Origin of the sequence: Azospirillum oryzae, from assembly GCF_900177515.1 — a bacterium.
GTDB lineage: Bacteria > Pseudomonadota > Alphaproteobacteria > Azospirillales > Azospirillaceae > Azospirillum > Azospirillum oryzae_A.
Window position 1 is genome coordinate 855,565 of sequence record NZ_FXAK01000007.1, and the last position, 24,483, is coordinate 880,047.

A 24,483-nucleotide genomic window follows, 5' to 3' on the forward strand; every position below is an offset into this window, starting at 1 on the left:
GTCAGAGCGGGGTGCCGGTCAGCACGCCGTTCTCGATGCCGGTGATGGCGGCGGGCACCAGCGAGCCGGGCGCGAAGGTTTGGCCCAGGCGGATCGCGGCGAAATGCTCGGTGCGGCCCAGATCGTCCTTCTCCACCAGCACCGTGGCGGTGCGGCCGACGAGGCTTTCCAGCGTGCGGGCCTCCGCCGCCTCGCCGACGGCGCGCAGGCGGGCGGCGCGCTCCTTGCGGACGGCACCGTCGACCTGCGGCATGCGGGCCGCCGGCGTGCCGGGACGCGGGCTGTAGGGGAAGACATGCAGCCAAGTCAGCCCGCACTCCTCCACCAGACGCATGGTGTTCTGGAACATCTCCTCGGTCTCCGTCGGGAAACCGGCGATGAAGTCGGCACCGAACACCACGTCGGGACGGATCGAGCGCACCCGCTCGCAGAAAGCGATGGAATCGGCGCGGCCGTGGCGGCGCTTCATCCGCTTCAGCACCATGTCGTCGCCGGCCTGCAGCGAGAGGTGCAGGTGCGGCATCAGGCGCGGCTCGTTCTCGATCAGGCGCCAGAGGTCGTCGTCCATCTCGATGCAGTCGATGGAGGATAGGCGCAGCCGCGGCAGGTCCGGCACCAGCGCCAGCAGCCGGCGGACCATCTGTCCCAGCGACGGCGAGCCCGGCAGGTCGGGGCCGTAGCTGGTGATGTCGACGCCCGACAGCACCACCTCGTTATAGCCGGCCTTCACCAGCGCCTGGACCTGCTCGACGATGCCGCCGATGGGGACGGAGCGCGACGGTCCGCGGCCATAGGGGATGATGCAGAAGGTGCAGCGGTGGTCGCAGCCCTGCTGGACCTGGACGAAGGCGCGGGCGCGGTCCTCAAAGCCGCCGATCAGGTGGCCGGCGGTCTCCTTCACCGACATGATGTCGTTGACCAGCACCTTCTCGGCCGGGGGAAGACCCCAGCTTTCCGGCTGCAGCTTCTCCTGGTTGCCCAGCACCTGATCGACTTCCGGCATCGCCGCGAAGCGCTGCGGGTCGATCTGGGCGGCGCAGCCGGTGACGACGATGCGGGCGTCGGGCCGCTCGCGCCGCAGCTTGCGGATGGTCTGCCGCGCCTGCCGTTCGGCTTCCGAGGTCACGGCGCAGGTGTTGACGATCACCACGTCGTCCAGCCCGGCGCTGCGCACATGGTTGCGCATCACCTCGGACTCGTAGGTGTTCAGGCGGCAGCCGAAGGTGACGATCTCGGGGCCGGTCTGGGTCGTGCTGTCAGTCGTATCGCTCATTCCGAAACCAGTTCAGCCGACAGCCGGCCACTGAAGGCAAGCGCCACCGGGCCGGTCATCAGGACGCGGTCGTCCTCGGTCCATTCGATGGTGAGCGTGCCGCCGTCCAGCAGGATGTCGGCCTTGCGGCCGGTCAGGCCGCGGCGGGCGGCGGCCACCAGCGTGGCGCAGGCGCCGGTGCCGCAGGCCTGGGTGATGCCGGCGCCGCGCTCCCACACCCGCATGCGGATGGCGGTGGGAGACAGCACCTGCGCGAATTCGATGTTGGACCGCTCGGGGAAGGTCGGGTGGTTCTCGAAGACCGGGCCGACCTCGGCCAGCGGCACCGCCTCGGCATCGTCGACGAAGAAGACGGCGTGCGGGTTGCCCATGTTGACCGCGACCGGACCTGAGAAGCCGCCATGCTCGACCGCCTCGACCCGCAGCGTGTCGGTGGCGGCGGCCAGCGGGATGGCGCTCCAGTCCAGCCGGGGCGGGCCCATGTCAACGGTGATGCGGCCGTTGTCGGCGCGGGAGGCGTGCAGCAGCCCGGCGGCGGTCTGGAAGCTGGCGCGGTCGCGCCCGCTCTCCTCCATCAGCAGCCAGCCGACGCAGCGCGACGCATTGCCGCAGGCCGCGGCCTCGCTGCCGTCGGCGTTGTGGATGCGCATGAAGGCATCCGCGCCCGGCGCGTCCGTGCTTTCCAGAATGATGAACTGGTCGCAGCCCACGCCGGTCTTGCGGTCGGCGATGGCGCGCACCTCCGCGCCCGAGGGGCGGTAGGGTTCGGAACGGGCGTCGATCACGACGAAGTCGTTGCCGAGGCCGTGCATCTTCAGGAATTCGCGGGTCATGGCCGCCGTTATATGGCGAGCCGCGGGGATAAGTCCATAAGGCGCCGCGCAACGCAGATTCGCGGGCGCCTCCAGATGGCTACGCCCCCCTTTATGCCCCCTTGAACACCAGATGCTTCGACGCCGCGAAGTTGAAGAACATGCCGGCAATGGAGCCGGCGGCCACCGCCAGGAACGGGTGTTCGGCGACCGTCTGCACGCTCGATTCCAGTCCGACGGAGACGCCGTAATTCACCACGCCGCCAATGGCGTTGGCGGCGATGAACTTGGCCCACTGGCGGTGCAGCGGCTCGTTCGCGGCGCCACGGAAGGTGAAGGCGCGGTTCAGTGCCCAGGTGGCGGTCGCGGCCGCAAAGAAGGACGGGACGCGGGCGGCGAAGAACTGAAGCCCCAGCGCCAGGCCGGCGTAGAGCACGACCGTGTCCACCACCAGCCCGATGACGCCGACGACGCCGAACTTGGCGAACTGCACGCCCAGCCGGCCGAGCCGGCTGTCCAGAAGGCTTGCGACCGATGCCATCACCGGCGCTCGTCCCCGCGTTGGCCGGCCAGCGGCGGGTGGTTGCCCGGTGCGCGCAGCGACAGGTAGCTCATGCGCTTGGCCTCGCGGCGGCCATGGGTGACGGTGTCCAGGATCAGGCCGCAGGTCAGGCTGAGGAAGGCCAGCAGCATCAGTCCGGTGGCGAGCAGGGCGGTGGGGAAACGCGGGACCAGCCCGGTCTCGAAATAGGTCGCGATCACCGGCACGCCCAGGATCACCGACAACAGGGCCAGCAGCCCGAAGGCGGCGGAGAAGAAGGGCAGCGGACGCTCCTCCTTCACCAGGATGATGATGGTGCGCAGGATGCGGATGCCGTCGCGGATGGTGTTCAGCTTGCTGTGCGATCCGGGCGGACGGTCCTTGTAGGGGGTCTTTACCTCGGCGATCGGCATGCGCAGCTCCAGCGCATGGACAGTCAGTTCCGTTTCGGTTTCGAAACCGCTGGCCAGCGCCGGGAAGGACTTCACGAAGCGGCGGGAGAACACCCGGTAGCCCGACAGCATGTCGCCGATGCGGCTGCCGAAGATCTTGGCGACCATGCCGGTCAGCACGAGGTTGCCGAAGCGGTGGCCGGGGCGATAGGCGGCGACGATCTCCGTCACCCGCGCGCCGTTGACCATGTCCAACTGCTCGTCCCACAAGCGCTTGACCAGTTCCGGGGCGCTCGGGGCGTGATAGGTGTCGTCGCCGTCGACCAGCACATAGACGTCCGCCTCGATGTCGGCGAACATGCGGCGCATGACGTTGCCCTTGCCCTGCAGCGGCTCGCGCCGGACCACGGCGCCCGCGGCGCGCGCGACTTCCACCGTCCGGTCCTTCGAGTTGTTGTCGTAGACATAGACGATGGCGTCGGGCAGGGCCGCGCGGAAGTCCTGCACCACCTTGCCGATCGCCGCCTCCTCGTTATAGCAGGGGATCAGCACCGCGACGGTGGGGGCCGGGCCGGCCTGCACAGCCGCCGCCGGCGATCCGGACGCGTCGGCGGCCGGGATGGGGGCGGGGTGGTCGGCAGGGCGGTCGAGGGTCGATACGGTCATGGCGCTGGCTTCTGGCTGGGGACGGGACAGGCACGGCTGTCAGCGGCGATAAACAGCACAAACCCGCCGATTATTCCACTGTCTCCCGATTGTCGCCCGCCCGGTCAACGGCGCAGAGGTTCAGCGTCTCGCCCAGATTGTTGGGAATCGGACGGCAGCGCTGCGGGTCGAGCCGCAGGCCGAGCAGTTCTGCCGCCTTCGCCGCACCGGCCGTGTCGGGGATGGTGCTCAGCATCAGGAAGGGGCCGCGGTGGGACGCCACCTTGTCCTTCATGATGGCGAGATAGCCGTTGCCGACCGAATCCGGCTGCAGGAAGTTCGATTGGATGCGCACGAAGGTGACGCGCGGCGGAAAGGACGGAATGACGTGCGAGATGGCCCAATAGCCGGCCATCAGCACCATGGTGTCGTCCGGATCCTCGATGGACGGCACCTCCGCCGTCACCCATTTGTCCGCCCAGGCGACGCGCCCCCAATCGGCCGGCTGCACCGTTACCTGGACCAGCGCCAGCAGCGCCACCGCCAGCCCGATGCGCAGCCGGCGCGCCAGCGGCAGCAGCCCCACCGCCATCACCAGCCCCAGCGGGGCCAGCATCTCAAGCGGCACCAGATAACGGTAGATGCAGAACATCACCACCCACAAGGCGTAGGTGACGCTCAGCGCCGTCAGCAGGTAGCGGGTCGCCGGTCCCTCGGTCAGCCAATCGTTCCGCTTCCCCATCGACCGGCCGGCGACCACGCAGACGAACCCGACCGGCACCAGAACGAACAGCGCCAGCACCCGCAGGTCGAACCACGGCACCTCGCCCACCGTCAGGGGGTGGACGGTGAAGACGAAGGGGAAGAACAGCCGCTGCCACAGGCCGGGCGGGAAGAAGCTGACATTGACATAGTCGGAGATGGCGGCGAAGGGCGACCGGAAGATGTGGTTCATGTGCGGGAAGACCGGGTTCCCGTAATCGTGCCACAGGTGGGCCATCCACAGGCCGCCGCCCAGCGCCAGCCCGACCAGCACGCCGATGCCGAAGAAGAAAGCCAGCCACAGCCGCCGCCAAGGCCGGGCGGGCAGGGCCAGGAAGCCCAGGCAGAGGCCCACCGCATAGATCACCGTCGGGTTCTTCAGCCCCATCGCCGCCCCGGCCAGCAGCCCGGCCGCCGCGACCCGTGCGAAGCTGGGCAGCGGCCGGCCGTCCAGGATGCCGGGCAGGCTGCCGGCGACCATCGCCGCGGCCCCCAGCACGCCCAGGCTGACCACATTGTCCTGGAAGGTGGTGCCGATCAGCCCCAGCGTCCCGCCGCCGAGTCCCCCCATCACCGCCAGCGCCACCGCAACCAACGCCCGTTTCATATCCGGAACGTTCCGCAGGCAGAATGATGCAAGCAGGTAAAGCAGCGACAGGTTGACCCCCTGCAGCGTCCCCCACAGGAAACCCGCCACCCGCGCCGGCAGATGGCTGGCCAGCCAATAGAAGGGCACGTCGAGGAAGGGGCTGTAGAAACTCGGCATCTGCGCCACGAGCAGGTCGCGTCCGATCCGCCCGGTCAGCATCGCGTAGCCGTTGTACCAATGGTAATTGCGCAGGTCCCAGTTCGCGTCCATGCCGAAGGCCAGCGTCAGCAGCCCATAGGCCGGCGGGGCCAGCAGCAGGAAGGCGATGCCGATCAGGCGCGCCCGGCTATCCGATTGGCGGACCGATTGACGGCTTGGCGGGCGGTCTTCGCGGGAGGCGGCTATCGGCATCGGAACGGGACAACCCTGCTGTTGCGCGGTATTGTCCTTAGGTGGCGGTCGCGCTCTCCGCAAGGGGAATGCCGGTTCCGGCGCTGCGTTCCGGGGGCGGCAATCGCGCCGGACCGGGACGATCCTTGGGCGTTCGCGCAACAAAGATGCGCGGCAGTGCATTCGCGCATGCCTGTTCGCTCATTGCGTGCCGGGAAAAGGGCAAGCTTCCTCTGGCAATGGCTTGTTCGGTCTGCTATTCACCACGCTCTGCATGCGCACGCTTGCGCCTTCTTGCGCGACAGGATTTCTGGCGATGGAAAAGTTCACGGTTCTCACCGGCGTTGCGGCGCCGCTGCCGATGATCAATGTCGATACCGATATGATCATCCCGAAGCAGTTCCTGAAGACCATCAAGCGGACGGGGCTTGGCAAGCATCTGTTCGACGAGATGCGTTACACCCCCGACGGGCAGGAGATCCCGGACTTCGTCCTGAACAAGCCGGCCTACCGCAAGGCCAGCATCCTGGTGGCGGGCGACAATTTCGGCTGCGGCTCCTCGCGCGAGCATGCGCCGTGGGCGCTGGCCGACTTCGGCATCCGCTGCATCATCGCCCCCAGCTTTGCCGACATCTTCTACAACAACTGTTTCAAGAACGGCATCCTGCCGATCAAGTTGCCGAAGGAGCAGGTGGACCTGCTGCTCGACGACGCGTCGCGCGGGTCGAACGCCGTCATCACGGTCGACCTTGAGAAGCAGACCATCACCGGCCCGGACGGCGGCACCATCTCCTTCGAACTGGACCCTTTCCGCAAGCATTGCCTGCTGAACGGCCTGGACGACATCGGCCTGACGCTGCAGCAGGCGGCCCATATCGATGGGTACGAGGGCAAGCAGCGCGCCGGCCAGCCGTGGATGTGGGGCTGACCGCCCCCATCCTCCCCCGATCTCCTCAACTTCTGTCTTCTTGACGTCTGACATTTGGGAGTGCGCCCGCCATGGCCGCCAATAAGAAGCTTCTGTTCCTCCCCGGTGACGGTATCGGCCCGGAGGTGATGCGCCAGGTTCGCCGGGTCATCGACTGGATGGACCGCAAGCGCAAGATCACCTTCGACGTGTCCGAAGGCCTGGTCGGCGGCGCGGCGATCGACGCCCACGGTGTTCCGCTGTCCGACGCCACGCTGGCCGAGGCGCTGGCGGTGGACGCGGTGATGCTGGGCGCCGTCGGCGGCCCGAAGTGGGACAACCCCAGCGACTACACCAAGCGTCCGGAAGCCGGCCTGCTGACCCTGCGCAAGGAACTGGGCCTGTTCGCCAACCTGCGCCCGGCCGTGGTGTTCGACGCGCTGGTCGACGCCTCGACCCTGAAGGCCGACGTCATCCGCGGGCTGGACATCCTGATCGTCCGCGAGCTGACCGGCGGCGTCTATTTCGGTGAGCCGCGCGGCATCACCGACATCGGCAACGGCGAGCGCCGCGGCGTCAACACCCAGGTCTACACCACCTCGGAAATCCGCCGCGTCGCCCGCGTCGCGTTCGAGTTGGCCCGCAAGCGCGGCAACAAGCTCTGCTCGATGGAAAAGGCGAACGTCATGGAATCCGGCCTGCTGTGGCGGCAGGAAGTGACCAAGCTGCACCAGGAAGAGTTCCAGGACGTCGAGCTGAGCCACATGTACGCCGACAACGGCGCCATGCAGCTGCTGAAGAACCCGAAGCAGTTCGACGTGATCGTCACCGACAACCTGTTCGGCGACATCCTTTCGGACGAGGCGGCGATGATGACCGGCTCGCTCGGCATGCTGCCCTCGGCCTCGCTGGGCGCCCCGGATGCCAACGGCAACCGCAAGGCCCTGTACGAGCCGGTGCACGGTTCCGCCCCGGACATCGCCGGCCGTGATCTGGCCAACCCCTGCGCCACGCTGCTGTCCTTCGCGATGTGCCTGCGCTACTCGTTCAATCTGGACGAGGACGCCAAGCTGATCGAGCGGTCCATCCAGAACGTGCTGGGCGGCGGCATGCGCACCGCCGACATCATGGCCCCGGGCATGGCGCGTTGCTCCACCACCGTCATGGGCGATTCGATCCTGCGCGAGCTGGACAAGCTGGCGTCCTGATCGCCCGATCGGCAGTGAGAAAAGAAAAAGCCCCCGTCCGCAAGGACGGGGGCTTTTTCGTCTGCACGATCCACAGCGCTTCAATCGCCCCCGGCAGGGCGGTCGGCCGACCGTCCGCCATGGCTCGCCTGTCCGCCCTTGCGGCCGGCTTCCGCCGCCAGCGAGGGGTTCTTGGAGAAGCTGCGCGAGGAGGCCGGGACACTGCGCCCGCCCTTGCGCCCAGCTTCCGCCGCGAGTTCCGGGTTCTTTGAAAAGCTGCGTTTGTCGGCCGGCACGCTCTCGCCGCCCTTGCTGGCGATCTGGCGTTGCCGATCAGGATCCATCGACGCGAAGCCGCGGCCCGACGTCCGATTGCTCTCTTTCGAGGCCATAACCAACCTCCGACTGTGCCTTGTTGAATCGACAACCGGACAGCCGGGGGGTTGGTTCCAAATCACCGATAAATTCTGCAACCGGAATTGTCGGTGCGGCGATTATATCGTTTCGGGAACGGTCATGCCGCGGTGCTTGCCTTAGCCTGCCGCTTGCAGCTTGGCGATGGCGTCGGCCAGCGTCACCAGCCGCCGGGCGTTTTCGACATGCAGGTTTTCCACCAGCTTGCCGTCGACCAACACCACGCCCTTGCCGGATGCCGCGGCCTCCGCATGGGCGGCGATGATGCGGTGGGCCTGGACGATCTCCTCGTCGTCCGGGGCGAAGGCGGCGTTGCAGGCGGCAATCGTCTTGGGATGGATCAGCGTCTTGCCGTCGAACCCAAGCTCGCGCCCCTGCCGGCAGGAGGCGGCGAAGCCCTCGTCGTCATTCAGGTCCAGATGCACGCCGTCCAGCACCGCCAGTCCGTAGGCCCGTGCCGCCAGCAGGCACAGCCCCAGGCTGGTGATCATCGGCAGCCGCTGCGCCGTGTGGGCGGCGTGCAGGTCCTTGGCGAGGTCCGAGGTCCCGAGCACCAGCGCGCCGACGGCGGGGGAAGCCCCGGCGATTTCCTTGGCGTTCAGAATGCCCAGCGGCGTCTCCATCATGCACCAGATCGTCTGGCCGGCAGGAGCCCCGGCGGCGCGCAGCACCGCCTCGGCCTGCCGCACCGCATCGGCGCTCTCCACCTTCGGCAGCAGCACGGCATCGGCGCCGCTGGTCGCCGCCATGCGCAGATCGTCATAGCCCCAGGGGGTGTTCAGCCCATTCACGCGGACGATCAGCTCCCGCCCGCCATAGCCGCCAGCGGCCAGCGCGCTGGCGATCGTGTCGCGCGCCGTCGCCTTGGCATCGGGGGCGACCGCGTCCTCCAGATCGAGGATCAGCCCGTCAGCCGGCAGGCCGCGCCCCTTTTCCAGGGCGCGGGCGTTCGAACCCGGCATGTAGAGCACGCTGCGGCGGGGGCGGACGGTCGTGGCCATGGCGGTTTTCCGGATTTGCGGAGGGTTGGAGACGGCAGCTTTAGCCGCGGACCACCGCCCTGTCCATGGGCCAGGCCGTCACAGTGGCGTACGGGCCAGCGCCCTGCATGGCAGCCATGCCGCACACCCCGGTCTTCGCCCTGGAGTCGGCGGCTTTACGCCCGGCGGACCGTCGCTTACGCTTCGTCCCATGAAAAGCGTCCTCACCATCCAATCGCACGTCGCCTATGGCTATGTCGGCAACCGCGCCGCAGTGTTTCCGCTGCAGCGGTTGGGGATCGACGCCACGGCGGTGAACACCGTCCAGTTCTCCAACCACACCGGCTATGGCGCCTGGACCGGACAGGTCTTCACGGCGGAGCATATCGCCGACATCGTCGACGGCATCGCCGCCCGTGGCGTGCTGCCGGCTCAGGACGCGGTGCTGTCCGGCTATATGGGCGCCGTCGAACTTGGACAGGTGATCGTGGAGACCGCGGCGCGGGTGAAGGGCGCCAATCCCAAGGCGATCTATTGCTGCGACCCGGTGATGGGCGATGTCGGGCGCGGCTTCTTCGTGCGGCCCGGCCTGCCGGAATTCATCCGCGACCATGCGGTTCCCGCCGCCGACCTGATGACGCCGAACCAGTTCGAACTGGAATATCTGACCGACCGCAAGGTGGAGACTCTGGATGACGCGCTGGCCGCCACCGCGGCGCTGCGGGCGCGCGGGCCGCGGCTGGTCCTGGTCACCAGCCTGACCCGCAGCGATGCCGATCCCGACAGCATCGAGATGCTGGCGGACGGCGCCGACGGCTCCTGGCTGGTGTCCACGCCGCGCCTGACCTTCGACCCGCCGCCCAACGGCTCGGGCGACGCGGTGGCGGCGCTGTTCCTCGCCCATTACCTGACCGCCTTCGACCCGGCCGCCGCGCTGGAAAAGGCGGCGGCGGCGATCTACGCCATCTTCGAGACGACCAAGCGCATCGGCACGCGGGAGCTGCAGCTGATCGCCGCCCAGGACGATTTCGTCAACCCGCCGCGGCGCTTCACCGCGTCGCGCATTCGCTGATCTGCCCCTGTCGCATGGGTTTTGCGTCCTCCGGCCGCGTGCGCCCAGGCGGTCTCAGGCCGCGGGCGCGGCGTGCCCGCCCATCTTGATGGAGCGATCGATCACACGCGCGGCCGGCAGCCATACCGTCATCGCGGTCCCGGCCCCCGGCGCGCTGCGGCATGTCAGCGTTCCGCCATGCAGGTCGATGAAGTTCTTCGAGATCGACAGGCCCAGCCCGGTGCCCTCGTACCTGCGGTTCGCGGCATTCTCGGCCTGACGGAAGGGCTGGAACAGGTCGGCCATGAAATCGGGCGGTATGCCGATCCCGGTGTCGGCCACCGTCATTGCAAAGCCGCCATCCTCGTCCAGCCCGGCGGTGATGGTGATGCTGCCGCCGCTGGGCGTGAACTTCACGGCGTTGGACAAGAGGTTCAGGATCACCTGCTTGAAGGCCCGGCGGTCGACCCACAGGGTGGCGATGGCAGCCGTCACCTCGTTGTGGATGGCGACCCCGCCGGCGGCGGCGCGGTCGCGCACCATCATCAGGCATTGCCCGACCGCCTCATGCGCCTCGACCGCCTCTTCGCACAGCTCGAACTGACCGGATTCCAGCTTCGACATGTCCAGCACGGCGTTGACGATGTCCAGCAGATGCCGGCCGCTGTCGTGGATGTCGGCGATGCAGGACTTCTGCCGGTCGTTGACGGCGCCGAAGAACTCGCTGTCCAGCACCTCGGCGAAGCCGATGATGGCGTTCAGCGGGGTGCGCAGCTCGTGGCTCATGTTGGCGAGGAACTCGCTCTTGGCCCGGTTCCCCAGTTCCGCCTGGGTCTTGGAGGCGATCAGTTCCGCCTCCTGCTGCTTGCGGCGGGTCATGTCGCGGATGACGCCGACATAGATGCGCGGTTCGTCCGGACGCAGCGCGCCGACGGACGCCGGGTAGGATGCCGGGGCGCAGGGGCCGCCGCCCAGCCGCAGATCGCTGACGGTGAAGCCGACCGGAAAGGCATGACCGTCGCGGCGTATCGCGGTCAGATCGCGGTCGTTGGCGCCGCCGCGGGCGTCGGGGATCAGCGCCTCGATCGGCTGGCCGATCATCTCGCGCTCCGGCACGCCGAACATCAATTCGGCCGCCCGGTTGAAGGTGACGATGCGCCCCGCGCTGTCGAAGGTCACCACCGCATCCAGCATGGACTCGAGGATGCCGCGGATCCGGCGCGAGGCACGGGCCAAACGGGCCTGATCCTCCTCCCGCCGGGCATGCTGGCGGACGACGAAGGCGGTCAGCAGGGCGATGGCGACGGTCATGACCGTGCCGATGGCGGTCCAGGCTGCCGTGTCGCGCCGCCATTCGGCCAGCGCCGCCCCCACCGGCAGCGTCGCCACGATGACGAAGGGATATCCCTGCACCCGCCGCACGCTGACCAGGCTGTCGACCCCGGGCTGGGCACCGCCCGGACCTGACCCAGGCATGGCGTCGCGGATGGTGGCCTCGTCATGCGCGGCCAATGCCTGCCAGACCGCCGGCCAGTCGGTCAAACGGGCCGGCCCTTTGTGGCCCGGCGGTCTGTCCAGCAGGATGGTGCCGTCGGCCAGCCCCAGGATCACGCCGCCCTTGCGGTCGATCTCCCGCGATTCCAGCGTCGCCGCCAGCCGGTTGGGGTCGACCATCGCGACCAGCACGCCGCGGAAGCCGCCGTTGCGGTCCGTCCAGCGCCGGCTGAAGGGGATGACGCGCGTCCCTGCCTTCACCCGGCTGGCGATGGCGGCGCCGACATGCAGCCCCTCTCCGCCGCCGTCGCGCGGCCCGGTGAAATAGGCGCGGTCCGACAGCGTCGCCGTCGGCAAGGGCGCCTCGGCCGAATGGTGCAGGGCGAAGCCGTCGGCGCCGACCACCACCAGATCGGCCAACTCCGCGAAGGAATCCCGCCGCCCGCGCAGATGGTCATGGATGGCCGGACTGCCGCGCCGGACGCCGTCGGGAAGCGTGTCGAGCGCGAAGGCGAGGTCGCGCAGCAGCTGGTCGACAGAAAAGGCTGTGCGCAGCGTCTGCGATTCCAGCATGCGGGCAAGATCGCGGGTGGCGCGCTCCCCCGCATCCAGCGCCTCGCGCCGGCCCAGCAGGACGCCGTAGCCGATCAGCGCGTTCACCACCAGGATGAAGGCGAGGCCGGAGGCCGTCATCAGGAAGCGCACCGATCCCAACCGGCCACGCAGCGCCCCCGCCAGCGTTGCGGCGGAGCGGGGCAGCGGCGGAGAAGGGGACCCGGAAACGGGCATCGGCGTGGCGGCTTCCAGTGGTGCTTGCGGCTGGACGGCCCGTGTTGATCAGACCGACCGCCACCCTAAAGAAAGTGTAACCGGACGGAAACATCTGCCGTCCGCACTGCGCGCAGATGCCGCGCCGCCGGGGGGCGTCGACGGCATGTGGCGCCACCCTGCCATTCCCCGCCCGCCATCCTGTCGGCGGTTGCCGGGAGCGGCTCCATCCGCTAGGTAAGGGACCATCTTGGCAGCCGGATCGCCCATATTCCCATGACCGACGGACCGCTTTCGCTCTACCGCGCCCGCCGCGGCAGCGGCACGCTTCGCCCCGATCCCGACCAGGAACTGGCGGCGGAGAAGTTCCAAAGCCTGTACCAGGCGCTGAAGGGCTATCAGCCGCAACCCGCCGGCGACGACAGGCCGGCCGGGGGAGGGTGGCTGGAACGGTTCGGTCTGGGCCGCCGCCGCGCCGCGCCGCCGCCGCCGGACATCGCCTCCACCGCGCCGCAGGGGCTGTACATCTACGGCAGCGTCGGACGCGGCAAGTCGATGCTGATGGACCTGTTCTATGAGACCGCTCCGGTCGACAAGAAGCGGCGCGTCCATTTCCACGAATTCATGCTGGAGATCCACCAGCGCATCCACGATCACCGGCAGTCCGGCAAGGGGAAGGGCGACGGCCCGGACGAGGCGCTGCCCGAACTGGCCCGCGCGCTCGCCGACGAGGCGTGGCTGCTCTGCTTCGACGAGTTCCACGTCACCAACATCGTCGACGCGATGATCCTGGGCCGGCTGTTCACCAACCTGTTCGACCTGGGCGTGGTGGTGGTGGCGACCTCCAACTGGCCGCCGGACATGCTGTACAAGGACGGGCTCCAGCGCGAGCTGTTCCTGCCCTTCATCGCGCTCCTGAAGGAGAAGCTGGACATCCTGTCGCTGGACGGCCCGACCGACTACCGGCTGGACCGTCTGAAGGGCGTGCCGATCTACCACCACCCGCTGGGCGCCGCATCGGACGCCGCCCTGGCCAAGGCATTCTCCGACCTGACCGGCGGCGCGGCGGGAGAGCCCTGCAGCCTTACGGTGCAGGGCCGCCGGGTCGAGATCGACCGCGCCGCCAAATGCGTGGCCTGGGTCGATTTCTGGAACCTGTGCGGCAAGCCGCTGGGGGCGGCCGATTATCTGGCCATCGCCACCCATTTCCACACGGTCCTGATCGACCATGTGCCCACGATGAAGGACGAACTGCGCAACGAGGCCAAGCGTTTCATGACGCTGATCGACGCGCTGTACGAGCACAAGGTCAACGTCGTCATCGCCGCCGAAGGCCCGCCCGAGCGGCTTTATCCGGAAGGCACCCACGCCTTCGAGTTCGAACGCACGGTGAGTCGGCTGATGGAGATGCAGAGCGAGGACTACCTGCAACGGCAGCATCTTACTTGATTTTTTCTGAGTGCTTTCCAGTCGGTGTCACACCCGTGTCTCACGAGGCATGCCCGTGCCGCTGGGCAGCCATGATAACTTCGCATCCGCCGGCCTGAAGGGGCCGCTCTGCCGCCCGTCCGCTGCGTCCGAGGCTAACCTCGCCCTCGCGCCGGGCAAGGCCACGCCGCCTCCGGCGGTAGCCTGCGGCCAGCCTTGCCCGCCGCTGCGGGCGGGGCTCTCCGGATCGCAGGTCGGGACGGGAGGATGGTCGTATTCCCGGTCGAACAAGAGGATGGGGGAGGGCTGTCATACCGGCGACCTGGAAGGCGACGATCAGCCACGGAGCGCGGGCCAGTCCAACGCCGCATCCGGGGGTGGGATCATGGACCCATGCTTCATGATTTCTGCGGGGAACGCTGCCGGCGCCATTGCTCGGCCATGAAGTGCATGGAAGGCGCCATGTGCGCGAACATCGCCTTGTAGCCGGAGCATAAATGATTGTGCCATTGGCCGCTGACACGATGGATGCGGTGCTTCGGGCAGCCGCCATGACAGGTGAAGCGCCACTCACAGCATCTGGCCCGTCACGAGGTTGTCGGCTATTTCGCCGAATCCGGACCGGCATGGGAGAACTGGCGGTTCGGTCGAGACGACGAGATCACTGAGGTAACGGTGTCCGACCCCGTGGCGGTCAACGAGACGCTGGCCTACCTGGCTCTTGCGGTGGAGGGGCATGGCGTCATCCGCCTCGCCCGTCCGATCGCCGCACCGTATCTGGAACGCGGGGCGCTGGTCGAGATTCTGCAGCCCTACCGCCCCGCTCCCGTTCCGGTGTCCGTGCTCTACCCCACCGCTCGTCACCTGTCCCCGGCCGTCCGGGTTTTCGTCGACTGGGTCACGACGCTGTTTTCCCAGGTCGGCTGAGGACGCCGGAGCTGCTGGGTGATGACTGGTCAGTGTGCTTGGAGCCCTGCTAATTCATGCCAATACGACCCGCGGATGTATATAGTACGATGGATCGCGGGGGATACCTCCAGCTGGCGGAGTTCCATTGAGCCATACTGATTTTCAATTTGCGGGGGTAGAGTTCGCGCTGAACCTGCTTGGCTTCACTCCATGGCAGTCTCTTAGGGGCGTCCAAGGCAAGGGCCGCTTTCCTAACAGCCCGTTTCAAAAGTCTGGTGAAGGAAGCCGCTTTCGGTTTGGGTGAGCGAGGCGGTGTATCATGATCCTGATGGCGGCAATGGTGACCATGGCCTCGGCGACGTCGGTGCGCTCCTCGTAATCCTTTGACAAGCGTCGCCACCGTCCGAGCCAGCCGAATGATCGTTCGACCACCCAGCGGCGGGGAACGAGGATGAAGCCGCCGCCGGCGATGCGCCGGACGATGATCAGCGTCAGCCCGAGCAGGAAGCAGGCGAGGATCACCGGCATCCGATTGTAGATGCTGTCGGCAAAGATGGCGCGCAGCCAGCAGTAGAGCCGCTTGATCCGCGTCAGCAGCGCTCCGGCGCTGTCGGCGTCCTGAATGTCAGCGGCGTGGACGAGGACGCCGAGCAGGAAGCCCGAGGTGTCGACGGCGATGTGACGCTTGCGGCCCTTGATCTTCTTGGCCGCGTCAAAGCCTCGGGCGCCCCTTTTTCCGTCGTCTTGACGCTCTGGGTGTCGAGGATGGCGGCCGAGGGTGTCGGATCACGGCCTTCCTGCTCGCGCAGCATCACCACCAGATGGTGGCGAAGGGCCTCCCACACGCCGGCTTCCAGGAAGGCGCGGAAGTAGCGGTAAACCGTGGGCCAGGGCGGAAAGGCCGGCGGGGGCGGCAAATGGCGCCATTGGCAGCCGGTCCGCACCACATAGAACAGGGCGTCCAGCAACCGACGCATGTCCGTACTGCGGGGCCGTCCACCGGGCTTGGCTGACGGAATCAGGGGCTCGATCAAGCGGTACTGGTCATCGCTCAGGGCTTGGCCGGCGCCGTAATCGCCAACCAGCCGGCGGTCCTCGGGCGTCCACATCGGCGGCCTCCGGCAGGGTGTGTGTCCCCTGCCAACAGCCTTTACGTCAGACCCTCACCACGTCAGCGACAACTTTCGAAACGGGCTGTAAGCAGCCGGGTATTTATCTTATCCGTCAAATTGGCCAAACATACTTGCACTATGTTGGTCAAACCGGGTCCGGCACCATGACGCTCAGAAAGCGATTAGCGATGCTTTCAGGGGTCTACGGCGACGAGATGCCCTACCGGGATCCGCATACCGCTGCTCCGGCGCTCTGGGCTGAACTTCACCGTACAGGGCAAGATTATGAGGCGCTAACCGTCCCACTGCCTGGTATGGGCACGCCCCTACGTAAGGGGATGGAAGCCCTAGTCATTGCGGTCCATCGACAGGAGTTCGGCTTCTCACCACGGATGAACTTCGGTCGAATGCCTCCCGGCTACCGTATGTCCAGCGGGAACACCCGTCGATTGGAAACCGTTGGCAAGCGCTACCGGGGAGGGCTCACGAGCGATCTGAACCAGAGCCACACCTCTGGGGTAGACCCAACAGGGCCACTCGTCGGCAATGTATCCGGGCCCGACTGGGTCGGCCTTACGTGGTCAGGATGGTTCGGGCTTTCAACACTCTCTACTGCCTCGATGTCGTCGACAACTGGTGTTTACCGTATTCGGCGAAGGGGCGAAGCAATCCTTACATACATAGGTCAAGGAATAATCGCTAAGCGGATTTGCGCCCATCTTGCTAAGGCAAAAGCAACCGAGCACCGGCAGGCCGCCCTCTTTTCTGATCCCGCCGCACTGGAGGTATCATTTGCAACTGATTTACAGTGGCTGCCACACCAACGACTAGAGATTGAAAATGATCTAATCGCATCGCACCTACTCGTCACCGGGAAGGTACCCTATGCCCAATTCATAGGATGATGAGGGAATAGACACCCACATCTCGTAGTGCTTTCCCCATGCTCAGTTGCAAGTACTGCAAATCAATTAGCATCAAAAAATGATCTGTCTGCTAGGACAATATATAGCATACCGCCATGTTGCGCGGATATTTTAATGCAAATAACATTATATAAAACAAAGGCGGGGAATTCGATGAAGTTTATTTTTTCTGATTGCCTTGATATGGTTGATCCTGGCTATGATTTTCTGGCAGATCGCAGCTCACCAGGGCGGTATCCATATTGGGATGACATTTACCCGCATGAGATCTTAGAGAGTGCGCCGTATGATGGCGTTCTTGTATCGCGTGCCATCGTGGGTGATCGCCGAATCAGGGGCAAATACACGGACAGCCAAGCCATGCGTTTCCGCCGTGTCGGCGCGCGCGCCTTTCTCCGGTTGGAGGGGCCGAACTATGCCGGGCTCGACCTGTTTGGCGATTGCGGCGCCTTTTCCTACGTCAATGCCGTCGCACCGCCCTATGAACCTGATGAAACGGTTACCTACTATGAAGAGTGTGGGTTCACGCATGCCTGCTCCGTTGATCACATCATCTTCGATTTCGATACCAAACTATGCGGGATGGCGGGCGGTAGCGCCATAGCGCGTGAGCGCTTCGACATTACGCAGGAGAATGCGCATGCCTTCCTGGCCGCGCACAAGGCCGCTGGTGCTCGCTTCACGCCATTGGGTGTTGTGCAGGGATGGTCGCCGGACAGCATGGCCGAAGCAGCCCGCCGCCTCGTGGCCATGGGTTACAGCTATCTTGCCGTCGGCGGCATGGTCCCGCTTAAAACACCGGATATCCGAGCAGCCCTTGCCCAAATCCGCGCCACAGTGCCCGAGGCTACTCGCCTCCACGTATTGGGCTTCGCGAAGGCCGACGAAATTGATACGTTTCGTCCTTATCGGATCACCAGCTTCGACAGCACTTCTCCGCTGCTTCGCGCTTTCAAGGATGCAAGACAGAACTATTACCTGCCCAGCAGCAACGGCAAATTACAGTACTTTACTGCCATTCGCGTCCCGCAATCGATCGAGAACCCTCGTTTGCAGCGCTTGGTAAAGATGGGCGTCTTCCATGCCGAGGATCTCACCAGGATGGAAGCTGATGCTCTCGGCGCGCTTCGGGCCTTTGACCAGGGCGAGGCCGAACTCGAGGATGTGCTGCAACGCCTGATCGCCTACAGCGCCCCTTTGCTGATCGAAAGACCTGCCGAGGACGCTTGCAGCGATCCAAAGCTAGCGCGGATGGCCGACCAATACAGGATTACGCTGGGCGCACGCCCCTGGAAATCCTGCGATTGTGGCATCTGCCGGAAAATCTCGATTGAGGTTATAATCTTTCGCGCCAGCAATCGTAACAAACGACGGGGCATTCATAACCTCGCCGTATACAAAAATCACATCAGAGAGGCTGGATCTCACCCGTGTCAGTAAAAAACACAATGAACTTTTCGGCCGTCTATGCCTGTCAAAGTCCTGAGCACACCGTTCTGTCCTTCGCCGCGAGCGTGTCGGACGTACTGCGTTTTGCGGTGATCGACCGCGTCACTCGCGGCGCGGAGGGGCAGATCAGCGGCTTCCAACGGCCACAGATGGCTGGCCATATTCGTGAGATTAGGGATTATCTTGAAAGGCCGGAAGCGGTACTGCCAAACCCAATCATCGTGGCGTTCACCCGCGGCATTGAGGTGTTAAAGCTGGAGCACGGCGTCTGCCGCATATCTGTCGACGTGACAAACGGCGCACCTGGGCTGGTGGTCGACGGACAACAGCGACTAACAGCCTTGAAGCAGTTGCCATCCAAAAATTTCCAGGTTTTCGTCTCCGCCCTGATCTGCCGTGACGAAGCCGAATTGCGCCGGCAGTTTGTGCTCATCAACAATACGCGCCCGCTACCTAAATCGCTGATCTACGAATTGCTGCCGACCGTGAACGAGTTGCCCGCGCGCCTTAGCAGGCGCTCCGTCGCCAGCACCCTTACCGCCAAGCTCAACTTCGAGATACGGTCGCCCTTCCACGGCCGGATTTACCAGCACACCAACCCAGCTGGCACCTATGCTGACACCGCCATACAAAAAGTGATCATGAACTCGCTGAATGATGGTGTTATGCGTGAACTCATGCACGGGAAGAATGGCGAAGAGAAATGCTTCGAATTGATGTCCGAGTTCTACCATGCGGTGGGAAACGTCTTCTCTGAGGCGTGGAAAAAGCAGAGACCGACAACCTCGCGTTTGGTTCATGGTGCCGGCATCCAGGCTATGGGCTACGTCATGGAGATATTGTCGTTGCTCGACGGCGCACGCAGCCGGAATGATTTCGCCCAGGGTATGGAATGCCTCAAAGGTCGCACAGCTTGGACTGAAGGGCAATGGGACTTCGGCAATGGCGACGTGCGCCACTGGAATTCGATCCAGAACATCAGCCGTGACGTTATCATGCTCGCGCAATATCTCACTGGTCTCGTGCGCGCCGACATCCGCGCCCGCAGGGTGGCATCCACCAGGCCGAATGTCCGAGACGATTCAAGAGAGTTGTGATTCGGCCAGGAAGAAATCGAAGATCTCAGGCAAGTGGCCGGATCGCCACTCGACGTATTCAACGCAACGGTGAAGGGCAACGGTCCGGAGGATCTTGCCGCCGGCCCATTGGACATGGGTTGTACCGAGAATGCCCGCCTCAGCGCCCGCGATGGAAATCGTCAGCCTTCAGACCGCCGCGACGTCCACCGCCGTGCTGGCGGCGATCAGCAGGCCGGTCTGGAGCCACGTCACCTCCACCGACCTGGCCATCCCGGCCGCACCGGTAATGTCCGAGCCGATGGCGGCGACGCGCGCCGTGTCGTTGCGTGGCCAGCGCCGGGTGATCACCGGGTTGGCCACCTCGAAGCGCGTCTGCCCCCTGGTGACGGTGGCACCGACGTCCAGCGTCACCGTCGAGCCGGCGGGCACCGCCAGGCAGGCAAAGCCGGCGTCCCAGACGTCCTGCGTCACCCACGCGGTGTCGATGCCGCCGCGCTCGGTTACAACCCGGTTCACCGTCTGCAAAGGGATCGGTGTGCCGGGCGGCACGAAGCAGTCAGAGGGGGTGGTAGCGAAATCCGATGCGCCGGCCTGAGCCGCGGAGGCAACGGTCGTGCCCTCCTCCATGCGGCTCCAGCCGCCGACACCTGCCTCCATCGCCTTCTTGCGTAACTCGTCCTCCTTCGGAGGCGCCTTGGCCTGTGGCCGGGCCGGTGGAGATGGTTCCTTCTTCTCGATGCGGGGAACTGCCGACGGGGCCGGGGCCGGCTTGGGCGCCATGTCCTCATAGCTGGGCAGCCGCGGTTCGGGCTGGATGGGGCCGAGGGTAGCGGACAGCTTCGGCAAGCTCCCGGCCTCCTCGCGGCGATGCCACCGCCCTGCTCGAGCTGATCACCCAGGCCTGCAGCCGGGTTGAGGCCGCACTCGGCCGGCCGGTTCGGGTCGTCTACTGCCACGAGGCGGGATATGATGGCTTCTGGCTGCACCGCCTCCTCGTCGCTCACGACGTCGAGAACCACGTGCTCGACGCCGCCAGCCTGCCGGTCGATCGCCGCGCCCGGCGCGCCAAGACCGACCGCATCGATGTCGACGGGCTCGTGCGCGCCCTGGCCGCCCTAGCATTACAGTTGCGCTTTTGTACGGTGGGCTTGGCAGGCGAGCGCTTGATGGCATCGCCTCCACGCCGACCATGCGATGACGGTTGCGGGCTCGATCGACCGCCGGGTCAGGCGGTCGGCAACTACGGCACCGGGCCGCGTTACCGCAAGATCGGCGGCCGGGTCGTCTATGCGCTGGATGATCTGAAGGCCTGGGCCGACCAGGGCCTGCGCACCTCCACGTCCGATCCCGGCGCCGGCACCGTGCGGCCGGCCCGCCGCTCGTGAGGGAGGCCGCCATGGACCGGCATTTCCTGTCGCCGCCCAAACCTCCGGCGCTGCGCGACATGGCCGACCTGATGGTCTGGCCGTGGTTCAGCTTGGCCAAGACGCCACGACGCCTGCCCATCGTTTTCGAACAGGGCGATGTCGCCATCCGCGTCGAGCCCACCGGAGCGCTCAGTCTCGCCACCATCTGGGACGCCGACCTCCTGCTCTGGGCGGCCAGCCGCTGGACCGACACCCTCGACGCCGGGCGGACGCCAGCCCGGCAATTGGAGGTGTCCCCTTATCGGCTGCTCCGCGACCTCGGCCGCGGCACCGGCCGTCACGACTACGCCTTGCTGCGCGCCGCTCTCGACCGGCTGGCGGCGACCCGGGTGGAAACCACGCTGCGTGCGGGCGATCCCAAGGGGCCGGCCCGCTTCCGCTGGCTGGAGTCCTGGGAGCCGGGCAAGACTGGTGTCGTCCTGACCTTGCCGGACTGGCTGTTTGCCGCGGTGTGCGAGCGGCGGGTGCTGACGCTCGATCCCGGCTACCTCGCCCTCACCGGCGGGCTGGCGCGCTGGCTCTACCGGCTGGTGCGCAAGATGGGCGGCCGCCAGCAGGGCGGCGGCGCCATCGGCCTGCGCCGGCTGCACGCCCGCAGCGGCAGTCCGGCCCGCTACGCCAACTTCGCCGTGGGTGTCCGGCGCATCGTTGTCGCCGGCCTGCCGGGCTAGCGGCTGTCGATCGTGCGCACCGGCGGCGAGGAGCGGCTGCTGTTCTTCCGGGAGCGCACCGCGGCGAACCTGCCCACACTCGCCTGTGGACAAGGTGTGAATGCGGTCGGGACATCGCCTTCGGATCGCATCGGGACATCGGCCCTGCCAATCGCGGGAGAACGCGCACCCGACTCGGAGTCAACCCCTTGGCCCGCCTCGCCGATTCGTCCCTATAACGTCTATAACTTAAACAATAACAGAATCTTGGCTGCTGACTCCTCGAGTCCTCCTCCTGTGGATAAACGTCCTCGGACGGGGAGGGCGGGGTCATGATCGTGGCGCTGCTGAACCAGAAGGGCGGCGTCGGCAAGACGACGCTCGCCACCCATCTCGCCGGCGAACTGGCCCGCCAGGGATCCCGCGTGCTGCTGGTCGACGCCGACCCGCAAGGCTCGGCGCTGGACTGGGCGGAACAGCGCAATCGCGAGGGGCTGCCCCGGCTGTTCGCGATGATCGGCCTGGCGCGGGAAACCTTGCACCGCGAGGTGCCCGACCTGGCCTCCGGGGTCGAGCATGTGGTGATCGACGGACCGCCACGGGTGACGGGGCTGGTGCGCTCGGCGATCCTGGCGGCCGAGCGGGTGCTGATTCCGGTGCAGCCCAGCCCGTTCGACGCCTGGGCCTCGGCCGAGCTGCTGCGCCTGCTTGAGGAGGCTCGTGGCTGGAAGCCCGGCCTGTCGGCCCGTTTCGTCCTTAACCGCTGCATCGCCCGCACCCGGCTGCTGGCCGATGCCCAGCGTGAGCTGGCCGGAGTGGTGCCGCCGGCGATGGCGGCCTCCGTCGGTCAGCGGGTCGCCTTCGCCCGCTGCATTCGCTCCGGCCGGCTGGTCTTCGAGAGCGAACCGCAATCGACCGCGGCTCGCGAGATCGCGGCGCTGGCCGCCGAGCTGCTGGAGTCCTCGGAGCAGCCGGAGGCCGGGCGATGAGCGGCGGGCGGATCGGCTTTGGCGCACGTCCCGTCGAGCCCGAGCCCACGCCGGACGCCTGGGTGCGGCGGGGCGAGGCGTCGCCGGCCAAGGCGGAAATTTACACCGCGCGGCTGACGGTGGACATCACACCGGAGCTGCGCGGGCGGATCAAGATCGCGGCGTTCCGCCGCGGCGTGACCATGGCGGTGCTGCTGCGCGAGCTGCTGGAAGCCCGCTTCGCCGGGGAGGAGCGGCCATGATCGCCGCTCTGGTCAACCTGACGCCCGGCGTCGGCCGGACCATGCTGGCGGTCAATCTGGCCGGCGAGCTGGCACTGCAGGGCCGGCGGGTGGTGGTGCTCGACGTCGACGGCGTTTCCGGTACCGGGGACTGGATCGCGCGGCGCCGGGCGAACGCGCTGCCGGCCCTGTTCGACAGCGCCACGATCGCCGGCACCCAGCTGCGGCATGGACTGGGAGGTTTCGCCGCCAGCTTCGACCATGTCGTGATTGACACTCCGTCCCGTTCACCGGCGGCGCTGCGGGCGGTTCTCCCGGCAGCCGAGACGGCGCTGATCCCGATACAGGCGGACCGGACGTCCCTCGGGCGCTGTGCCGCGACGATGCAGCTGGTCATCGAGGCGCTGGCGATGGAGCCGGCTCCGACGGCGTCGCTGGTGCTGAGCAAAGTACCCGATGGGCTGTGGGTCAAACCGGGCAGCGAGGCCACCGTGCTGGGGCTGCGCCTGCCGGTCTCTGCGGCGGTGATCCGGCATCGGCAGGCGTTCGCCGACAGCATGGACACTGGGCTGCTGGTGCCGGAACTCGAGATGGCGGGGCAGGCCGAGGCCGACATCCGCCACCTCGTCTCGGAAACCTTTGGGCTGGCGACGGCCCCGGTGGCCGACTGATCAAGGGGCCGACCGTCCTCTTGGGCCGGTCGGCGAACCTGTTCGCTCATCAGCGCACAAAGACAGGGAAACGGCCAAAGTCGGAAAGCTCCGGCGGGACTGCGTGGCGGCCTGGAGAGAGGAGGAAATCAACGGTCAGCAAGATAAAGGGGCGGTTCGCGGTCGGTCATGATCGTTGATTTCCTTCATGTTTCCCTGTGAACGCCCCTCTCAGAGCGAACATGGACGAACACAGCCTCTGTTCTCCCGTCACTCCTTTGAAAACTGTTATGGAGGCCGCGTCCTGGCCCATCGTCGGCTCCAGTTTTGGTGGAGGAGCAGCGGCATGCGGGGACGCGGGTCTATCTTCGACGGCCTCTCGGCGGACGACGGCTTCAAGGCGCGGATGAAGGCGCTGGTCGACCGTGGCCGCGCACTGGCCCGCGGCTACGTCCGCCGGAGCGAGCGCCGGGTGAAGGTCCGCGCTGCCTCGGCCGGGCACGGCGCCTACGCCCGCCCGGTCAACGTCAAGCTGCTCTACCACGATCGCGCCCGCGGCGCCTTTCCCAACTCGGTCGCCGTGCTGGCCAACTACCTCGCCAAGGACGGCCCGCTGTTCGACCGCGACCGCCTCGGTATCGACAAGGGCGAGGTCGCAGCATCCTGGTCGGACGATCGCCGCGTCTTCCACGTCATCGTCAGCCCGAACGACGGCCACCGCATCGACGACATGGTCGCTTACGGCCGCGAGGTGATGACCGCCTGGGAACGCCGGGTCGGCGAGCTGGAATGGGTGGCGGCGGTCGAGCGCAAGCCCGACATGGCCCACCCGTACGGCAACCAGCACCTGCATGTGATGATCCGCGGCGTGCAGGATGAGCGCGACCTCTATTTCGACCGCGAGGTCGTCACCCACTGGTTCCGGCATGACGCCGTCGAGGTCGCCACCCGGACGCTGGGCTGGATGGACGAGCGCGAGCGGCAAGCCTACGAGCGCCAGCTGGTCGAGATGCAGCGCCTGCGCGAGGAGCGCGGCCGCGAGGCCGGGCGCGATGGCTTGGATGAGCTGGGAGGGCGCGAGCTGTGATCCGCCTCTCCGCCCTTACCGTGCTCGGCGGTATCGCCGTCTGGCTGCTGACCGTCCAGGCGGTCACTGAGCTGGTCGGTTGGCTCTTCGCCTGGCCGGCGGTCTGCGGCGGCCTGCGCATCGGCGGCATCGCGCTCTACTGGCCCGGTCAGTTCCTGACCTGGCGCAGCCTGCTGGCCCCCAGCCACCGCTGGATCGTCTCCGTCGCCCTGGCGGCCTGCTTGGCCGGTGCCCTGGCACTGGTGGTGCGCATCGGCCTCGCCCTGCCCGGCGACTGCGGCCCTCGCTTCGGCGCCGGCCGTTGGGCTGGGGACGCCGACGTCCGCCGCAGCGGCCTGCTGTGACGGGGGC

24 protein-coding genes are annotated in these 24,483 nt (G+C 66.7%); 14 read left to right on the forward strand and 10 right to left on the reverse strand.

The window, feature by feature from the left end; genetic code table 11:
• Position 1: 1 nt before the first annotated feature.
• The 5 genes from mtaB to B9N97_RS35670 all read right to left on the reverse strand — a co-directional run bounded on the left by mtaB (position 2) and on the right by B9N97_RS35670 (position 5,425).
• Complete coding sequence (mtaB, locus tag B9N97_RS16525; protein WP_085088536.1) at positions 2-1,273, reverse strand: tRNA (N(6)-L-threonylcarbamoyladenosine(37)-C(2))-methylthiotransferase MtaB; 1,272 nt, start codon at positions 1,271-1,273, stop codon at positions 2-4.
• Entirely contained in the window at positions 1,270-2,106 is an 837-nt protein-coding gene (gene dapF / locus B9N97_RS16530) for a diaminopimelate epimerase (RefSeq protein WP_085088539.1), read from the reverse strand. The genes mtaB and dapF overlap by 4 nt, the downstream gene beginning before the upstream one ends.
• Before the next feature lie 91 nt (positions 2,107-2,197).
• The gene (locus tag B9N97_RS16535) at positions 2,198-2,626 is read right to left on the reverse strand and encodes a GtrA family protein (RefSeq protein ID WP_085088541.1); all 429 of its coding nucleotides are present in this window, start codon (positions 2,624-2,626) and stop codon (positions 2,198-2,200) included.
• Positions 2,626-3,684, reverse strand: a complete 1,059-nt coding sequence (locus B9N97_RS16540) for a glycosyltransferase family 2 protein (protein ID WP_085088544.1) — start codon at positions 3,682-3,684, stop codon at positions 2,626-2,628. Before B9N97_RS16540 ends, B9N97_RS16535 begins: the two co-directional genes overlap by 1 nt.
• 70 nt (positions 3,685-3,754) lie before the next feature.
• Positions 3,755-5,425, reverse strand: a complete 1,671-nt coding sequence (locus B9N97_RS35670; RefSeq protein ID WP_167393320.1) for a hypothetical protein — start codon at positions 5,423-5,425, stop codon at positions 3,755-3,757.
• Between the two features lie 295 nt (positions 5,426-5,720).
• Here B9N97_RS35670 and leuD point away from each other — a divergent pair, with 295 nt between their 5' ends.
• Positions 5,721-6,332 carry a 3-isopropylmalate dehydratase small subunit gene (gene leuD, locus B9N97_RS16550; RefSeq protein WP_085088547.1) on the forward strand — a complete coding sequence of 204 codons (612 nt, stop codon included), beginning with the start codon at positions 5,721-5,723 and terminating at the stop codon, positions 6,330-6,332.
• Positions 6,333-6,403: 71 nt separating this feature from the next.
• Positions 6,404-7,519 carry a 3-isopropylmalate dehydrogenase gene (leuB, locus tag B9N97_RS16555; RefSeq protein WP_085088550.1) on the forward strand — a complete coding sequence of 372 codons (1,116 nt, stop codon included), beginning with the start codon at positions 6,404-6,406 and terminating at the stop codon, positions 7,517-7,519.
• An 80-nt stretch (positions 7,520-7,599) separates the two neighbouring features.
• Here leuB and B9N97_RS16560 read toward each other — a convergent pair whose 3' ends face one another.
• Both B9N97_RS16560 and B9N97_RS16565 read right to left on the reverse strand, forming a co-directional pair.
• Positions 7,600-7,890 (reverse strand): con-10 family general stress protein, encoded by a 291-nt coding sequence (locus B9N97_RS16560; protein ID WP_085088553.1) that lies wholly within the window; start codon positions 7,888-7,890, stop codon positions 7,600-7,602.
• Between the two features lie 141 nt (positions 7,891-8,031).
• A complete protein-coding gene (locus B9N97_RS16565; RefSeq protein WP_085088556.1) occupies positions 8,032-8,913 on the reverse strand; it encodes an HpcH/HpaI aldolase/citrate lyase family protein in 882 nt (293 codons plus the stop codon).
• Positions 8,914-9,103: 190 nt separating this feature from the next.
• Here B9N97_RS16565 and pdxY point away from each other — a divergent pair, with 190 nt between their 5' ends.
• Positions 9,104-9,964 (forward strand): pyridoxal kinase PdxY, encoded by an 861-nt coding sequence (gene pdxY, locus B9N97_RS16570; protein ID WP_085088558.1) that lies wholly within the window; start codon positions 9,104-9,106, stop codon positions 9,962-9,964.
• Positions 9,965-10,018: 54 nt separating this feature from the next.
• On the opposite strand, the gene B9N97_RS16575 is transcribed toward pdxY, so the two are convergent.
• Complete coding sequence (locus B9N97_RS16575) at positions 10,019-12,226, reverse strand: ATP-binding protein (protein ID WP_085088561.1); 2,208 nt, start codon at positions 12,224-12,226, stop codon at positions 10,019-10,021.
• Positions 12,227-12,481: 255 nt separating this feature from the next.
• On the opposite strand from B9N97_RS16575, the gene zapE reads away from it, so the two are divergent.
• Both zapE and B9N97_RS16590 read left to right on the forward strand, forming a co-directional pair.
• The gene (gene zapE / locus B9N97_RS16580; RefSeq protein WP_085088564.1) at positions 12,482-13,654 is read left to right on the forward strand and encodes a cell division protein ZapE; all 1,173 of its coding nucleotides are present in this window, start codon (positions 12,482-12,484) and stop codon (positions 13,652-13,654) included.
• 537 nt (positions 13,655-14,191) lie between these two features.
• Positions 14,192-14,560 (forward strand): LysR substrate-binding domain-containing protein, encoded by a 369-nt coding sequence (locus B9N97_RS16590; RefSeq protein ID WP_085088567.1) that lies wholly within the window; start codon positions 14,192-14,194, stop codon positions 14,558-14,560.
• Positions 14,561-14,806: 246 nt separating this feature from the next.
• Here B9N97_RS16590 and B9N97_RS16595 read toward each other — a convergent pair.
• A protein-coding gene (locus tag B9N97_RS16595) for an IS5 family transposase (protein ID WP_244560564.1) occupies positions 14,807-15,651 on the reverse strand; the annotation gives its coding sequence in 2 pieces (ribosomal slippage) (positions 14,807-15,276 and positions 15,276-15,651; 846 coding nt in all).
• A 1,082-nt stretch (positions 15,652-16,733) separates the two neighbouring features.
• Between B9N97_RS16595 and dpdA the strand changes: the two genes are divergently transcribed.
• Positions 16,734-18,020, forward strand: a complete 1,287-nt coding sequence (gene dpdA, locus B9N97_RS16600) for a tRNA-guanine transglycosylase DpdA (protein ID WP_085088569.1) — start codon at positions 16,734-16,736, stop codon at positions 18,018-18,020.
• The gene (dbpB, locus tag B9N97_RS16605) at positions 18,011-19,126 is read left to right on the forward strand and encodes a DGQHR domain-containing protein DpdB (protein WP_208621226.1); all 1,116 of its coding nucleotides are present in this window, start codon (positions 18,011-18,013) and stop codon (positions 19,124-19,126) included. Before dpdA ends, dbpB begins: the two co-directional genes overlap by 10 nt.
• 168 nt (positions 19,127-19,294) lie before the next feature.
• On the opposite strand, the gene B9N97_RS16610 is transcribed toward dbpB, so the two are convergent.
• Complete coding sequence (locus tag B9N97_RS16610) at positions 19,295-19,954, reverse strand: TraB/TrbI/VirB10 family type IV secretion system protein (RefSeq protein ID WP_085088575.1); 660 nt, start codon at positions 19,952-19,954, stop codon at positions 19,295-19,297.
• A gap of 173 nt (positions 19,955-20,127) precedes the next feature.
• Here B9N97_RS16610 and B9N97_RS37025 point away from each other — a divergent pair, with 173 nt between their 5' ends.
• The 7 genes from B9N97_RS37025 to B9N97_RS16645 all read left to right on the forward strand — a co-directional run bounded on the left by B9N97_RS37025 (position 20,128) and on the right by B9N97_RS16645 (position 24,476).
• Positions 20,128-20,493, forward strand: a complete 366-nt coding sequence (locus B9N97_RS37025; RefSeq protein WP_432264193.1) for a hypothetical protein — start codon at positions 20,128-20,130, stop codon at positions 20,491-20,493.
• 11 nt (positions 20,494-20,504) lie between these two features.
• The gene (locus B9N97_RS16620) at positions 20,505-21,206 is read left to right on the forward strand and encodes a replication initiator protein A (protein ID WP_085088578.1); all 702 of its coding nucleotides are present in this window, start codon (positions 20,505-20,507) and stop codon (positions 21,204-21,206) included.
• 311 nt (positions 21,207-21,517) lie between these two features.
• Complete coding sequence (gene parA, locus B9N97_RS16625; protein WP_085088581.1) at positions 21,518-22,174, forward strand: ParA family partition ATPase; 657 nt, start codon at positions 21,518-21,520, stop codon at positions 22,172-22,174.
• Positions 22,171-22,416: a ribbon-helix-helix protein gene (locus B9N97_RS16630; RefSeq protein ID WP_085088584.1), complete on the forward strand. Its 246-nt coding sequence runs from the start codon at positions 22,171-22,173 to the stop codon at positions 22,414-22,416. Before parA ends, B9N97_RS16630 begins: the two co-directional genes overlap by 4 nt.
• Entirely contained in the window at positions 22,413-23,066 is a 654-nt protein-coding gene (locus B9N97_RS16635) for a nucleotide-binding protein (RefSeq protein ID WP_085088587.1), read from the forward strand. Before B9N97_RS16630 ends, B9N97_RS16635 begins: the two co-directional genes overlap by 4 nt.
• A gap of 325 nt (positions 23,067-23,391) precedes the next feature.
• Complete coding sequence (locus tag B9N97_RS16640; protein WP_085088590.1) at positions 23,392-24,132, forward strand: hypothetical protein; 741 nt, start codon at positions 23,392-23,394, stop codon at positions 24,130-24,132.
• Entirely contained in the window at positions 24,129-24,476 is a 348-nt protein-coding gene (locus B9N97_RS16645; protein WP_085088593.1) for a hypothetical protein, read from the forward strand. Before B9N97_RS16640 ends, B9N97_RS16645 begins: the two co-directional genes overlap by 4 nt.
• The last annotated feature ends 7 nt before the right edge of the window (positions 24,477-24,483 follow it).